Source organism: Ruegeria sp. YKSF57 (assembly GCF_059612585.1).
In genome coordinates, this window is sequence record NZ_JBXWQW010000007.1 from 5,001 (window position 1) to 19,634 (window position 14,634).

Genomic DNA, 14,634 nt, shown 5'->3' on the forward strand with positions numbered 1-14,634 from the left:
CCCCGAAAGGCGCGCTCGACTTGCATGTGTTAGGCCTGCCGCCAGCGTTCGTTCTGAGCCAGGATCAAACTCTCAAGTTGAAAAGCACTTACATGCTTGTCCTTGACGTTCGAACCTCTGCACATCTCATCTGGTGGCTAAACCAGATGAAGTCTTCTGTTTGATGTACACAGATCTCCTAAGAAATCAGTGAACCACTCAAACAGTGAAGCTGACACTCAATCATCGGGTACCCCCTATGAGCGCGATATACAGACATTCAATCCGTCGAAACAGACCAAACCGCCCACATATCTCTTCAGTTATCCATCAATGTCAAAGAACACAGGCCCCGAAAGACCCAGAGACAAAAACCAACCGGCGCACCCTAAATTCCCGGTGCAACCCGCCCATCATCGCCTCAGTTTGTCGCCTCGCTTCGCAGCCAATCCAGAACTCAATCCGTCCCAGCCGCTCCATCCAGCCCCCCAACAGCACCTCAGCGCCGCCGGTGAGGGGCGTTCTAGGCCCAACCTCAAATCACCGCAAGCACAAAATCAAAAAAATCCAAAAAAAATACAAAACCCCAATAAATCAACCTGTTTTCAACACCTTACAAGAAATACACCCGCCCAAATCAAACCAAAAAAACAAACACCAAAAACTCACAGCCCAAAAAATAACAAAACAAAACCCCAAACAATCGGACCATCGCACCATATGTTGTGGACGCCCATCTTGGCGGCACAAGAATCCACTCCACCTGCAAGTACCGCGAGTCGGTTTTACCGCAGCACTTTTCATCGGGCCTGTCGGTTTCGGCCCCGCATGCGCCCGGAAGTATTTGCCAGACGCCCCTAATTCCCTAGGGTTGCCGGGACAGTCGACAGCAAGGCGGACATGACGAAATGAAACTGATGCGTATCGGGCAGCCGGGGCAGGAGAAGCCGGCGATTCTGGACGATGACGGGCGGCGGCTGGACGCCTCGTCTCTGGTGGCGGATTGGGGGGGATCGAACCTCGAGCCGACCAAACTCGCGGAACTGGGTCAGGCGGTGCTGGCAGGACTGCCCGTCTTGCCGAATACCGAAAGAATCGGCCCTTGTGTTGCCGGGCCGGGCAAGTTCATCGGCATCGGCCTGAACTATTCCGACCATGCGGCGGAATCGGGGCTGCCGGTACCGACGGAACCCATTCTGTTCATGAAAGCCACGTCGTGCATCTGCGGGCCCAATGACGACGTGATCATCCCGAGGGGATCCGTCAAGACGGATTGGGAGGTCGAGCTTGCGGTGGTGATCGGCCGCGCGGCGCAATATGTGCCTGTCGCCGAGGCGCTGAACCATGTCGCCGGTTATTGCGTTGCCAACGACATATCCGAGCGCAGCTTTCAGATGGAGCGCGGGGGCCAGTGGGTCAAAGGCAAGAGCGCCGACACATTCGGCCCCATCGGCCCGTGGCTGGTGACAGCTGACGAAGTGCCGGATCCGCAGAACCTGAAGCTTTGGCTCAACGTCAACGGGACGGCCCGCCAGAACGGCAACACGGCCACGATGATCTTTGGCGTGGCCGAGCTTGTCTCTTACGTCTCGCAGTTCATGAGCCTGCATCCCGGCGACGTGATCAGTACGGGCACGCCACCGGGTGTCGGGATGGGACAAAATCCGCAAGTGTATCTGTCACCGGGCGATGTGGTGGAACTGGGTGTCGAAGGCCTGGGCGTTCAGCGACAGCGGCTTGTCTCGGCGGACCAGGCCCCCGGAACCACAATCGGCGAACACTAGGCAGGTTGCGTCAACTGTGCGAGGATAACCTTCGATGCCAACGGCTTGCAGGTCTCGCGCCCGCGCAGGGGCGGCACTTGTAGCGCAGGAACCGGGTATGATCGTTGAGTAACACCGAACAGACACAGGACACACCGCCCCTTGACCTGCCCGGTCGGGTTTCCCGTCTGCTGGCACATCCGCTGCTGAAACTGGTGGTGCCGCTGGTGATCGTGGCCATCGCCTTTGTCGTGCTGCGGGACCTGTCGGCGCATGTCAAATGGACGGACGTCAAGGCGGATGTCGCCGACAGCAAATGGAGCACATTGGCGCTGGCGCTGGTCTGGACGGCGGTCAGTTTCCTGTCGATCTCGTTTTACGACATTCTGGCCGTGCGCAGCGTGGCCGATGGCCAGGTTCCGGCCCGCGTGGCCGGGATCGCCGGGGCCAGCGGATATGCGATTTCCAACTTTCTGGGCTTTTCCTATATCACCGGCACTGCCGTCCGGTATCGCATTTATGCCTCGCTCGGGTTGGATCTTGGCCGCGTGGCGGGGGTGATCGCCACCTCATGGGTGGCGTTCTGGATGGGGCTGTGCCTGATACTGGGGGTTCTGTTGACCCTGCACCCCAGCGGTCTGTCCACTGTCCTGCCACTGTCGGACATGATCGAGACCTTGATCGGCATCGGCTTTCTGGTGGCGCTGGCGCTGCTTTTTGGCTGGCTGACCGGCGGCGCGCGGCGGTTCGATTTTCTGGGCTTCGGCTTTGACCTGCCGGGATTCCGGCTGGCCGCCCTGCTGACGCTGGCGGCCATCGGTGATGTCCTGGGGGCGGCGCTGACGCTCAAGGTGCTGATGCCCGCAGATCTGGTTTCGAGCTTTCCGTATTTCTTCACCATCTTCATTGCTGCTATCGCACTCGGCATCCTCAGCCACGCACCGGGCGGTATCGGCGTGTTCGAGGCCACGCTGATTGCCGGGCTGGGCGCGTCGGGCCGGTCCGACGTCATCGCCGCGCTGCTGCTCTACCGGCTGGTCTATACCTTCGTGCCCTTCCTCGTGGCCTGCACTACCATCGCCATAACCAGCGCCATCGCCCGACGACATGCGGTCAAGGGCGCGGCCACATGGGCCTATCGCATGACCCGCCCGGTGGTTCCGATGGCGGCGGCGGCGGTGGCGATGCTGGCCGGAGTGATCCTGCTGATTTCCGGCGCGCTGCCCGCCGACACCAGCCGGCTGGGTGTGCTGCGCGATTTTCTGCCCCTGTCCTTTGTCGAAGCCTCGCACCTTTTGGGCAGCGTGGTCGGCCTGTTGCTGGTTCTGGTATCGCGCGGCCTTTACCGCAAGCTTTACCGCGCCTGGGTGGTGGCGATGCTGCTGATGGCGGTGGGGTTTGTTCTGTCTCTGAACAAGGGGCTGGATGCCGAAGAAGCCATCTGCATGTTGTTCAGCATCACCCTGCTGGGCCTTTTTCGAGGCGCGTTCTATCGGGTGTCCGGCGCGTCGATCTTTCGCCTGAACATCCCGTGGTTCATCGGCATCCTCGCCCTGATGGCGGCGATCTTCTGGATCGGTATGTATGCCTATGGCCACGTGGCCTATCAAAATGCGCTCTGGTGGGATTTCGCGTGGCACGGCGATGCCTCCCGGTTCCTGCGCTCCAGCCTTGTAGTGGCGATCATCCTGGTTGCGGTTGCCTTCAACTCGTTTCTCAGCAAGCCGGTCAAGACCAGTGCGCCGGAGGAAATCCCCGAGGTGGTGCGGAAACTGGCGCTGGAAAGCCCCGATACCGAGTCGCAGATCTCGCTGTCCGGCGACAAGCTGTTCCTGATTTCGCCAGACGAAACGGCCTTTCTGGCCTATGCCGATACCGGCGCCTCGCTGATTTCCAAAAGCGAACCTGTCGGCGACGAAGAGGCCGGGCGTCAGCTGATCTGGCAGCTGCGCGAAATGGCCGACCGCGAAGGCAAGAAATGCGCCTTTTACAGCGTATCGCCCCGGTACCTGCCCACTTTCCTCGACCTCGGGCTGTCGATCCTGAAAATCGGCGAGGTGGCGCGGGTCGATCTGACCGGGTTCACGCTGGACGGCTCGTCCAAGAAACGGTTCCGGCAAGCCCGCAACCGAGCCGAGCGTGAAGGCTATGTGTTCGAAGTGGTGCCGCGCAGGGACGTGCCTGCGATCCTGTCCGAACTGCACGGTATCTCGGACAGGTGGCTGACCAACAAGCAAGGCCAGGAAAAGGGTTTTGCCCTTGGGGCGTTCACCAATGCCTATATGTCCAATTTCGACCACGCGGTCCTGCGCAATGGCGAGGATGGCAGGATCGTGGCCTTTGCCAACCTGTTTCAGGGCGGGCACAAAAGCGAGCTGTCGCTTGACCTGATGCGCTATGAACCCGACGCGCCGAGCTTTGTCATGGACGCACTGTTTGCCGAAATGATGCTGTGGGGGTCACAGCAGGGGTTTCACTGGTTCTCGCTGGGTGCCGCGCCGTTCTCCGGGATCGAGAACCGGCAGCTGGCCTCGCTTTGGAATCGGATCGGCGGGCTGGTCTATGAGCATGGCGAGCATTTCTATCACTTCGAGGGGCTGCGCGCCTTCAAGCAGAAATTCGACCCGGAATGGACGCCGAACTATCTGGCCAGTCCCGGCGGTCTGGCCGCCGCGCAGGTGCTGTACGAGGTCAATATCCTGATTTCCGGCGGCCTGCGCGGACTGGCCAAATAGGAGGCGGCGATGATCGACAAATTTCGCGACCACGCCGCCAACGAGCGCACTTTTCTGGCCTGGGTTCGGACGGTCATCGGGATCATCGGATTTGGGCTAGTTGCCGCGCGGCTGGGAAGCGACAAGGCGGCCTTCTGGTCCGAGGCCTCGATGCTGGGCGCCGGAGGTGTGGTTCTGGTGCTCGCCTATTTGCGCATGCGACACATCAAAAGGAACATCGCATCGAAGGATAACGTCGAGGACGACACGCTGGTGGCAGATGCGTTGCTGCTGCTTTTGATCGTGTTCCTGTTTGGCCTGCTTGGCGCCTTTGCGCTGCACGTATCTCAGTAGTGTCAGCCGATCGCCCAGCGGATCAGCAGCGTCACCGCACCCAGCACCACGACCCCTCCCGCCCAATAGAGAGCGAACCAGCCCAGACGGGTGAACATACGGCGTCTGCCCATCAGTCATAGCTCTTTGACGGATCGACCTTGCCCCGGAAGATCCAATAGGAAAACCCGGAATAGGCCAGGATGACCGGCACCAGGATCAGCGCCCCGATCAGCGCGAACCTCAGGCTTTTGTCCGGCGCGGCCGCCTCGGCGATGCTCAGCGAGGGCGGCACCATGTCGGGATAGAAACTGATACAGACCCCGACATAACAGATCACGAACAACAACTGCGCCGACAGGAACGGCCTCAGGTCCCGCCCGCTCGCAAGGCCATGCAACAACCGCCAGCCCGTGCCCAGAACCAGCAGCGGCATCGCAACCGAATAAGCGGCGGCGGGCCAGCTCAGCCAGCGTTCCAGATACTGCGGCTCCAGCAAGGCGGTGCGCCAAAGAACCAGGGCTATAAAGGCAAGAACCGCAAAAGTCAGACGGCGCGCCAGATGGCGCATCCGGGCCTGCAACTCCCCTTCGAGCTTGAGGTTCAGCCAGGTCGATCCCAGCAGGGCATAGCCCGTGACCACCGCCACCCCGCACAGGATCGAATACGGTGTCAGCCAGTCAAACGTCCCCCCGGAGAATTTGCGGCCCGTAACGGATATGCCCTGAACCAGGCCGCCCAGAACGACGCCTTGCAGGAAGCCCGCTTGCAGCGACCCCCACCAGAACGCGGCGTCCCAGAACCAGCGCCAGTTCTGCGTGCGCCAGCGGAATTCGAACGCGACACCGCGCAGAACCAACCCCAGAAGCATCCCGAAAATCGGAAGGTAAAGTGCGGGCATGATCACGGAATAGGCCAGCGGAAACACCGCGAACAAACCGCCTCCGCCCAGAACGATCCATGTTTCGTTGCCATCCCAGACGGGCACGACCGAATCCATCATCAGCGCCCGTTCGCGCGCCGATCTTGCCGCCGGGAACAGGATTCCGACCCCCAGGTCGAACCCGTCCAGCACCACATAGGCCAGAACCCCGAATGCGATCAGCGCGGCCCAGATGGTCGAAAGCTCGATCCCCAGCATCTCAGCCCCTCCTGTCCAGCGGATGACGGCTGGCCACGTTCACCGGCTTGCCCGCATGTTCCGGCAGACCCACATCGGGCGCTGAGGACATGAGGCGCAGGATATAGGTGACGCCCGCGGCGAATACCAAACCATAGACGACGATGAACCCCGTCAGGCTGGAGGCAACCGCCGAAGCCTCGACCGGCGACACCGAATCCGACGTGCGCAACACCCCGTAAACGGTATAAGGCTGCCGCCCGACCTCGGTCGTGACCCAGCCCGCAAGTATTGCCACGAACCCGGCGGGCCCCAGCGCTACTGCGGCACGAAGCAGCCATGCGGACTGAAACAACCCCCCGCGCCAGCGCGCCCACACGCCCCAAAGACCCAGCAGCAGGATCGTCACGCCCAGCCCCACCATGATGCGGAAACTGAAAAAGACGATGCCGACCGGCGGCTGATCTTCAAGAGGCACCGTGTCCAGCCCGTCCAGCGGCGCGTTCAGGTCGTGTTTCAGGATCAGGCTCGAAAGCTTGGGGATCGAGATGTCATAGTCGATGCGCTGATTCTTCTGATCGGGAATGCCGAACAGAACCAGCGGTGCGCCATCCGGATAACTTTCGAAATGCCCCTCGATCGCCATGACCTTGACCGGCTGATAAACCAGCGTGTTGCGGCCCTGCGCGTCGCCCGCAAACATCTGCAGCGGTGCCAGGATGATCACCGCCCACATCGCCATCGAAAAACTGCGCCGCGCCGCCGGGTCGGCCCGGTCGCGCAGCAACACCCAGGCCGACGCACCACCAATCACCAACGAGGTGGTCAGGAACGCCGCAAGCACCATGTGGCTCAGCCGGTAATGGAACGAGGGGTTGAAAATGACCTCTCCCCAATCGGTCGGCACAAATTGCCCGACGTCGTTGGTGGTGAACCCCGCAGGCGTCTGCATCCAGGAATTCACCGACAGAATCCACGTGGCCGACAACAGCGTGCCAAACGCCACCATGGCCGTTGCAAACATATGCAGCCCGTTGCCCACACGGTCGCGCCCGAACAGCATTATGCCCAGAAACCCGGCTTCGAGGAAAAAGGCGGTCAGAACCTCATAGGCCATCAGCGGCCCGATCACCGGGCCGGCCTTGTCGGCGAACCCGGCCCAGTTGGTGCCAAACTGAAACGACATCACCACGCCCGACACTACGCCCATGCCAAAGGCAACCGCGAATATCCGTCGCCAGTGATCGAACAGGGTGCGATAGACCTGCTCGCCTGTGGTCAGCCAGAGCGCATTCATCACTGCCAGAAAACTCGCCAGCCCGATGGACAGCGCCGGAAATATGATGTGGAACGAGACGGTAAAGGCAAACTGCATCCGCGCCAGGGTTTCGGCGGTCAGATTGGCAAACATCCAAGCCTCACTTTCCCGACAGGAACCCGGTCACGTACCGCACCCGCCTCAGTCAAGACTCACCCCCGTCGGGGTTTTCTCCAACAGATCGCCCCAGTCGGTGCGATAGGCCATCTCGGCCAGAACCGTATCGGGCAAAAACTCGCGCCCCTGCCGGATCTGCCAGCCGCCGCCCAATCCCTTGTAGATGGCGATCAGGTTCTCCGACACCGAGGCCCGCGCATCGATCAGATCCGCCTCGGACCGCAGCAGGGCCGTCTGCGCGTTCAGCACCCGCGAATAATCCGCCGTCCCGTCGCCGTATTGCGCCACGGCAATGTCGGCGGCGCGTTTTGCCGCCTCGACGCTTTTCTGATAGAACCCTACCTGCTTGCGCGCCTCGCTATAGGCGACCATGGCGTTTTCGACCTCGGAATACGCAACCAGAACCGTGTTCTGGTAATTCGCCACCAAAGCCTGAAACGCCGCGTCCTGCGCCCGCACGTTGTTCTTGATCCGGCCATAGTTGAGCACATTCCACACCACCCCGGCGCTTGCCAGACTGGTGCCACTTGAGGAACTGAACAGGTCATTGCCCGACGACGCCTGCAAGCCGATGGAACCGGTCAGGATGAATTGCGGGTAAAGATCCGCCATCGCGATGCCGACCTGTGCCGATTGCGCGGCGGCCTCCAGTTCCGCAGCGCGGATATCAGGGCGGCGGCGCAGCAACTCGGCCGGAACGCCGACCGCCACATTGGCTTGGCCCGAAGGGATACGACCGGAATTGCCCAACAGGCCGGTCATCCGCGACGGCGGCGCCCCCAGCAGCACCGCCAGGGCGTTCTTGGCCTGCTGCAGATCGCTTTCCAGCCCCGGCACCAGCGCCTTGGTGTTGTTGAGCAGCGCCGTGGCCTCCTGCACGTCCAGTTCCGTGGTGACGCCGTTGTTGAACCGCAGCTGCGCCAGATCAGAGGATTGCTGTTGCAGTTCGACATTTCTGCGGGCAACCGCCAGCGCCTCCTGCAATGCACGGATGTTGACATAGATCGCCGCGACATCGCCGGTCAGCGTTACCAGCGCATCATCGTAATTGGCCACCTGTGCTGCCAGATTGGCCTTGGCCGCCTGCGTGCCCCGACGCTGCGCGCCCCAGACATCCAGTTCCCACTGTGCGTCGAACCCGACTTCCGAGGTCGCAAATTCCGTATCCAGCGGAATGACGCGGCGGATATCGCGCACCGGGCCGATATTGTCGCTGATCTCGCGCCGCGTGGCCGAGGCGCCGACGACCTGCGATTGCGGGTAAAGCTCGCCAAAGGCGATGCCCAACTGCGCCCGCGCCTGCAACACACGCGCGCCGGCAATCTGTAGCGTCAGGTTCTGGGCATAGGCCTCGGCCACCAGCTTGTTCAGCGTCGGATCGTTGAACGTCTCCCACCATTTCACCACCGGCGCGCTGCGGGCGGTCAAACCGCTTTGCTGGCTGGCGCCGGGACTGTTGGCCTCGATCCACTGTTTCATGACCGGCGAGTTCGGACGAACAAAATTCGGACCCACCGGGGTACAGGCCACCGCCGCCATGAGGCACAGCCCCGCTAATTTGACCCGAACGCGTCTCACCATCCCAGGTTCATCCGAAAAAAACTCCATCAGATATCCAGTGGCCGGATAAAGTTGGCAAAGCTGTACAAGCGTATGTTGATCCGGCGCAGAAACTCAAAGCTTTTCCCCTGCCCCGTGTAAATCGCCACCGCCGCATGGCCGCCCGCCGGAAGCTCGTGCCCCTCGGGCAGGTCCACCGTGATCTGCACCGCAATCCGGCCCGGCAGCTTGGGCAGCACAAACTCGGGCAGACGCCCTGACGGCAGATACTGCCCCTGCGCCGTGGCCCACCAGACCGCTTCGACCCTGCCGGGCAGTATCTCGCCCGGATAGAGATCAAGGGCGACCTCGACCTCCTGCCCCGGCTCCACGAATTTCAGGTTTTGCTGGCGGTATGTGGCCAGAATGTACGGGTTGTCGTCGGTTACGAAACTGGCGATGGCCCCAAGGCGGACGTCGCCCACCACCAGACCGGGCCGGGCCTGCTGCGACACGATCATTCCATCCTCGGGCGCATAGATCGTCGTGTTCTGCAGAAAGTACTCGGCCTCGGCCAGTTGCGCACGGGCCTGCGCCACCCCGGTATTCACCCCGTCGATATTGGATTCCAGTGCCAATTCGGCCTTTTTCTGGTTGGCCTCGGCCTGCCGAACCTGCGCCTCGTCCTCGGTCACCTGTTCGACCCAGCGTTCCAGTTCATCCTGCCGCGCGCCACCGGCGGGCACCAGTTTCTCGTACCGCTGACGCTGATTGACTGCATATCCCAATTGTGCCGTCGCCCGTTCGACCGCCTCGGTCGCGGCCTTTACATCCTGTTCCATGATCTTGACGTTCTGCTCGGCGGCGGCCAGTTGCGCCTTGGCCGAATTCACCGCCAGCTCAAAGATCGTCTTGTCGAACCGATACAGAGGATCACCCTTCTTGACCGGCTGGTTCGGCGTCACCAGCACTTCGCTCAGGATCGTCGGTTGCGTCAGCTTGGGCACGATCTGGATCGTCGAACGCACCACATGCGCATCGACCGAGAAGGGCTGGAAAAACCGCAGAGCGACCAGAAAGATCAACAGCAGATGCGCACCCACCCAGAACGAGACGACGCCCCAGTAGATGTTGAATGTCAGCAGTTTCGCCTTGAAGAAGATGAACCAGACGAAAATGATGTAGAAAAGGGTGATGCCAACGGCGACGAACATATGGGGTCAACTCACTATCGGTTACGCCTTGGACTCTTCGTCGGTTGGCGGGTCCTGATATTCAGGCTTCACCTTTCCGCCAAGCCGTTCGATTTCCTTGCGGATCGCGTCGCGCTCTTGATCGGGGTTGCGGCGAATATCGACGGTGACGCCCTCGTGGAAGGCCCAGATAAAGGCATGCACCCACGGCACCACCGCCAGAAACCCCATCCAGCCCATGATCTTGACCGCTTCGGCATGAGGGTGATTGCGGCTGATGGCGATGCGGCCGGGCAATCCCATGATGAACAGCACCAGCGCCATGAACGCGACCAGCAACAGGATCAGCGCCGCAAAGGTCAGGTAGTCATAATACCCCAACGGTTGTCCCAGTAATCCCATCCGTCTCCTCCTCTTTGTCCTGGGTGCGTCACGACCCGCTTGTGCCCGCATCCTCCAGCAGCTTGTAATCCGTCGGCGGATCGGCACAGACCGTCGGCCCGCATTCCAGAAGCGCCGAGCCTGCGTTCAGCACAGCCAGCGCAAGCATCGTGAAGAAAGCAATCTTTGCCAGCCTGTTGCCGCCAAAGCGCTTTGCGGATTGCGGATCGGCGGGCCGTTCATATTGCCCTTCGGACAACAACATCACCGATGTGCCCACAATGACCAGAAAGAACGCGATCCCTGCCCAGGTATAATAGTGCAACCCCAGAACCGGTGACCCGTAATGCCCGGTGCCCGGCACGATATGCAGCAGAATCTGGCGGATGGACACGCTGCCACCATAGACCGCGGCGATCAGCATCAGCGCATAGTGGCGCGCACGCGGACCATAAAGCAGGTTCAGTCCTATCCCGAACCCAACCAGAACAAATCCGACCCTTTGCAACAGGCAAAGGGGGCATGGCAGTTCATAAAGCCAAAGCTGAAAGACAAACGCCAGCGCCAGCACAAGGCAAACCGCCAGCATCCCGACTGCGTTCAGAGTGCGTGAAGTTTCAAAACTCAACGTCATACGCACACCCTACAACTGAATCGTGAGGACAGAAGTTGCGTGGTATTTCAACCAATAGAGGCTGAGCAGAAACGTGACCGCAAACACGGAATAGGCAACGCGGTTCAGCGCGAAGAATGAAAGGATCATGCAAACAACCAAAAGCGCGAAAAGCAACGCAATCATCGCTCCGACCTCCTGTCTCGGGCGAAAACACATGTAACCAGTCCCGCCATAGTGGCAGCCCGGTTCTGTTGTGGCAAGCCTGCTGACATTGCGCCCCAAATGCCCGTGAAACGCCACGGCGGGCCCGCCGCTGCGCTGGATACATCTGAAGAAAATTTCGACCGTACATTGACCAAACCGCAGGAATTGGCTCACAAGGTTGCCCAATGGCATGAGGGACAAGATGAAAAACATACTGGTTACTGGTTCTGCGGGGTTTATCGGCTTTCATTTGTGCAGGCTCCTTTTGGCCGAAGGATTCCGAGTGCACGGCTATGACGGAATGACCGATTACTATGATGTCGCCCTGAAACGCCGTCGGCACCAGATGCTGATGCAGACACCGGGATTTACCGCGACCGAAGACATGCTGGAAAATCACGAGCGCCTGATGCGGGTAGCCGAGGAATTTCATCCCGATGTCATCATCCATCTCGCCGCCCAGGCGGGGGTGCGCTACAGCCTTGAAAACCCGCGCAGCTATGTCGAATCGAATGTCGTCGGCACCTTCAACGTGATGGAAGTGGCGCGCACCCTTCAGGTGGAACACCTGTTGATGGCCTCGACCTCGTCCATCTATGGCGCCAACGAGGACATGCCGTTCACCGAACTGGACAAGGCCGACAATCAGCTCACCATCTATGCCGCGACCAAAAAGGCGAACGAGGCGATGGGCCATTCCTATGCCCATCTGTGGAACCTGCCCACCACCATGTTTCGGTTCTTCACCGTCTATGGCACCTGGGGCCGCCCCGATCTGGCCTATTTCAAGTTCACCGACGCAATCCTGAACGACCGCCCCATCGACGTCTACAATCACGGCGACATGTATCGCGATTTTACCTATGTCGAAGATCTGGTGCGCGGTATCCGCCTGTTGATCGACGCGGTGCCGGTGCGCCCCGAAAGCGCTGCCGATATCGAGGATGGCGACAGCCTCTCGCCCATCGCGCCCTTCCGGATCGTCAATATCGGCAATTCCGACAAGGTGCGCCTGCTGGATTTCATCGAAGCGATCGAGGATGCGCTCGGCAAGAAGGCCGTTCGCAATTATATGCCGATGCAAAAGGGCGACGTGCCCGCCACCTGGGCCGATACCAGCCTGCTGCAGCGCCTGACCGGATATCGGCCCGAGACCAATATCCGCAAGGGACTTGCCGAATTCGTCGACTGGTATCGCGACTATTACGGCAAATAGTCCCCTCTCGCCGGTTCGGCGGGGAACCAAAGGTTCGGTGCATTCAGACGTCAATGCACCGAAAGCATCCCGCCTTCCACGCCTTCGGAAAATGACCGGAGCGCATCGACACTCTTGATCGTCACTTTTCTTTGCTGAATCGCCACGCCAAACGGCTTGAGACGACCGAACGCCCGCGACAGGCTTTCCGGTTTCATACCCAGCTTGCCCGCAAGCAGGTTTTTCTCGAACGGCAGCTCGATGTCCCCGTTCTCTGCCGAGCTTTCGGCCAGGCTGAGCAGATAGTCGGACAGCCGCTCGACACCTGTTTTGACCTTCAGCCGCTCGACATCGTCCATCAGCGCCTCGATATGGCCCGATGCGGCCGCCAGCACGACGGTCATGATCTCACGATGCGCGTCCTGACATGCAAAGACGCTCGACGGATCGAGATACAGAATTGTGCAATCGCTGACAGCCTGAGCCGATGCCGAACTGTGCCTGCCCTGCAGCGAGGCGATCTCATCAAAGCTTTGCCCTTCCTTCAGCGTCGCAAGGATGGCTTCGCCGCCGTTTTGTGAGATTCGATACAGCTTCACCCAGCCCGATTGCACGACCTTGAGTGTTCTGGTGGCTTCGCCCTGCAGGCAGATCGTCGAGCCGCGATCAAAGGTTCGCGTGCGCGCCTTGGCCAGCAGGCAATCCCTGACCTTTGCAGAAAGTTGTTCGAAAATAGAACCTTGCGGCGCATAACTTGCCATGCGTGTGAATCTCCTGTTCGCATTCGGAGTGCTAGGGAGATTTTCAAGGTCTCGTATTGAGCCAGATCAAATTGACCAGAAAGTATCGACGCACCGGAATCAAATGGCGGCGCGGTCGTAAACAGAGGTTCCGTCGCCGACAACGAAAAACCGGCGCATGTCGCGCCGGTGTCCTTTCTTACCCGCCGAAATCGTCGAGCATGATGTCTTCGCGATCCACGCCCAGATCCAGCAGCATGTTGATGACCGACTGGTTCATGATCGGCGGACCACACATGTAATATTCGCAATCCTCGGGTGCCGGGTGGTTCTTGAGATATTCCTCGAACAGCACATTGTGGATGAAGCCGGTATAGCCTTCCCAGTCATCGCCCGGCTGCGGATCACTCAACGCCACGTGCCATTCGAAATTCGGGTTCTCTGCGGCCAGCGTGTCGAAATCCTCGACAAAGAACATCTCTTTTCGGGACCGCGCGCCGTACCAGAACGAAATTTTCCGCTTGGAACCAAGTCGCTTGAGCTGGTCGAAGATGTGGCTGCGCATCGGTGCCATTCCCGCGCCACCGCCGATGAACACCATCTCCTTGTCGGTATCGCGGGCAAAGAACTCGCCGAACGGGCCGGAAATGGTGACCTTGTCACCCGGTTTCAGGTTGAAGATATAAGACGACATCTGCCCCGGCGGGATGCCTTCGGCCCCCGGCGGCGGCGAGGCGACGCGAACGTTCAGCATGATCATGCCGCGCTCTTCGGGATAGTTCGCCATCGAATAGGCACGTTCGATCGGCTCATTCACCACCGACTTGTACTGCCACAGATTGAACTTGTCCCAATCCTCGCGATACTCCTCCTGCACGTCGAAATCAGTATAGGAGAGCTGGTGCGCGGGCGCTTCGATCTGGATATAGCCCCCGGCGCGAAAGTTCACGTCCTCGCCCTCGGGCAGATCCAGCGTCAGCGCCTTGATGAAGGTCGCAACGTTGTCGTTCGAGCGAACAGTGCATTCCCATTTCTTGACGCCAAAGACCTCTTCGGGAACTTCGATCTCCATATCCTGCTTGACCGCAACCTGACACGATAGACGGTCGCCACAGGATGCTTCGCGCTTGGTGATATGGCTTTCTTCGGTCGGCAGGATAGAACCGCCACCGGAATGCACACGCACACGGCATTGCGCGCAAGTACCGCCACCACCGCAGGCCGATGGCACGAACAGTTTCTCGGCCGCCAGTGTCTGCAACAGCTTGCCGCCCGCAGGAACCGATATGGTTTTCTCACCGTTGATGGTGATGTTGACGTTTCCGGTCGATACCAGCTTGGACCGTGCGGCCATGATGATGGCCACAAGCGCCAGAACGATCAGGGTGAACAGGACAACGCCGAGCGAAAAGGTTTCCATTC

At 60.1% G+C, this 14,634-nt stretch carries 13 protein-coding genes and 1 rRNA gene (1 of these 14 cut by a window edge); 4 read left to right on the top strand and 10 right to left on the bottom strand.

The genetic code is table 11. The features are described 5' to 3' along the window. A 16S ribosomal RNA gene (locus tag AC2FLX_RS04190) occupies positions 1-80 on the bottom strand; it reaches 1,384 nt to the left of the window's first position. 807 nt (positions 81-887) lie between these two features. Here AC2FLX_RS04190 and AC2FLX_RS04195 point away from each other — a divergent pair. The 3 genes from AC2FLX_RS04195 (at position 888) to AC2FLX_RS04205 (ending at position 4,810) form a co-directional block, all read left to right on the top strand. Beyond that, complete coding sequence (locus AC2FLX_RS04195; RefSeq protein WP_496747168.1) at positions 888-1,763, top strand: fumarylacetoacetate hydrolase family protein; 876 nt, start codon at positions 888-890, stop codon at positions 1,761-1,763. 104 nt (positions 1,764-1,867) lie between these two features. Continuing rightward, entirely contained in the window at positions 1,868-4,477 is a 2,610-nt protein-coding gene (gene mprF, locus AC2FLX_RS04200; RefSeq protein ID WP_496811239.1) for a bifunctional lysylphosphatidylglycerol flippase/synthetase MprF, read from the top strand. A 9-nt stretch (positions 4,478-4,486) separates the two neighbouring features. Beyond that, positions 4,487-4,810: a YidH family protein gene (locus AC2FLX_RS04205; RefSeq protein WP_480750601.1), complete on the top strand. Its 324-nt coding sequence runs from the start codon at positions 4,487-4,489 to the stop codon at positions 4,808-4,810. A gap of 112 nt (positions 4,811-4,922) precedes the next feature. Here the strand turns inward: AC2FLX_RS04205 and cydB are convergent, their stop codons facing one another. From cydB to AC2FLX_RS04240, 7 genes are read right to left on the bottom strand one after another with little or no spacing between them, the layout of a single operon-like run. Beyond that, positions 4,923-5,930, bottom strand: coding sequence for a cytochrome d ubiquinol oxidase subunit II (gene cydB / locus AC2FLX_RS04210; RefSeq protein WP_496811238.1), 1,008 nt, complete (start codon positions 5,928-5,930; stop codon positions 4,923-4,925). Position 5,931: 1 nt separating this feature from the next. Further along, positions 5,932-7,320 carry a cytochrome ubiquinol oxidase subunit I gene (locus tag AC2FLX_RS04215; RefSeq protein ID WP_480750603.1) on the bottom strand — a complete coding sequence of 463 codons (1,389 nt, stop codon included), beginning with the start codon at positions 7,318-7,320 and terminating at the stop codon, positions 5,932-5,934. Positions 7,321-7,368: 48 nt separating this feature from the next. Continuing rightward, positions 7,369-8,925 (bottom strand): efflux transporter outer membrane subunit, encoded by a 1,557-nt coding sequence (locus AC2FLX_RS04220; RefSeq protein WP_496811237.1) that lies wholly within the window; start codon positions 8,923-8,925, stop codon positions 7,369-7,371. 26 nt (positions 8,926-8,951) lie between these two features. Then, entirely contained in the window at positions 8,952-10,097 is a 1,146-nt protein-coding gene (locus AC2FLX_RS04225) for an HlyD family secretion protein (RefSeq protein WP_496807455.1), read from the bottom strand. Positions 10,098-10,118: 21 nt separating this feature from the next. After that, positions 10,119-10,478, bottom strand: coding sequence for a DUF3302 domain-containing protein (locus AC2FLX_RS04230; protein WP_480750606.1), 360 nt, complete (start codon positions 10,476-10,478; stop codon positions 10,119-10,121). A 28-nt stretch (positions 10,479-10,506) separates the two neighbouring features. Continuing rightward, entirely contained in the window at positions 10,507-11,091 is a 585-nt protein-coding gene (locus AC2FLX_RS04235) for a disulfide bond formation protein B (RefSeq protein ID WP_496747159.1), read from the bottom strand. A 9-nt stretch (positions 11,092-11,100) separates the two neighbouring features. Beyond that, positions 11,101-11,256 (bottom strand): DUF5993 family protein, encoded by a 156-nt coding sequence (locus AC2FLX_RS04240; RefSeq protein WP_480750608.1) that lies wholly within the window; start codon positions 11,254-11,256, stop codon positions 11,101-11,103. A gap of 223 nt (positions 11,257-11,479) precedes the next feature. Between AC2FLX_RS04240 and AC2FLX_RS04245 the strand changes: the two genes are divergently transcribed. After that, positions 11,480-12,493, top strand: coding sequence for an NAD-dependent epimerase/dehydratase family protein (locus AC2FLX_RS04245; RefSeq protein WP_496807456.1), 1,014 nt, complete (start codon positions 11,480-11,482; stop codon positions 12,491-12,493). Between the two features lie 50 nt (positions 12,494-12,543). Here AC2FLX_RS04245 and AC2FLX_RS04250 read toward each other — a convergent pair whose 3' ends face one another. After that, positions 12,544-13,233 (bottom strand): Crp/Fnr family transcriptional regulator, encoded by a 690-nt coding sequence (locus AC2FLX_RS04250; protein ID WP_480750610.1) that lies wholly within the window; start codon positions 13,231-13,233, stop codon positions 12,544-12,546. 178 nt (positions 13,234-13,411) lie between these two features. Beyond that, the gene (gene nqrF, locus AC2FLX_RS04255) at positions 13,412-14,632 is read right to left on the bottom strand and encodes an NADH:ubiquinone reductase (Na(+)-transporting) subunit F (protein WP_496747155.1); all 1,221 of its coding nucleotides are present in this window, start codon (positions 14,630-14,632) and stop codon (positions 13,412-13,414) included. Positions 14,633-14,634: the final 2 nt, after the last annotated feature.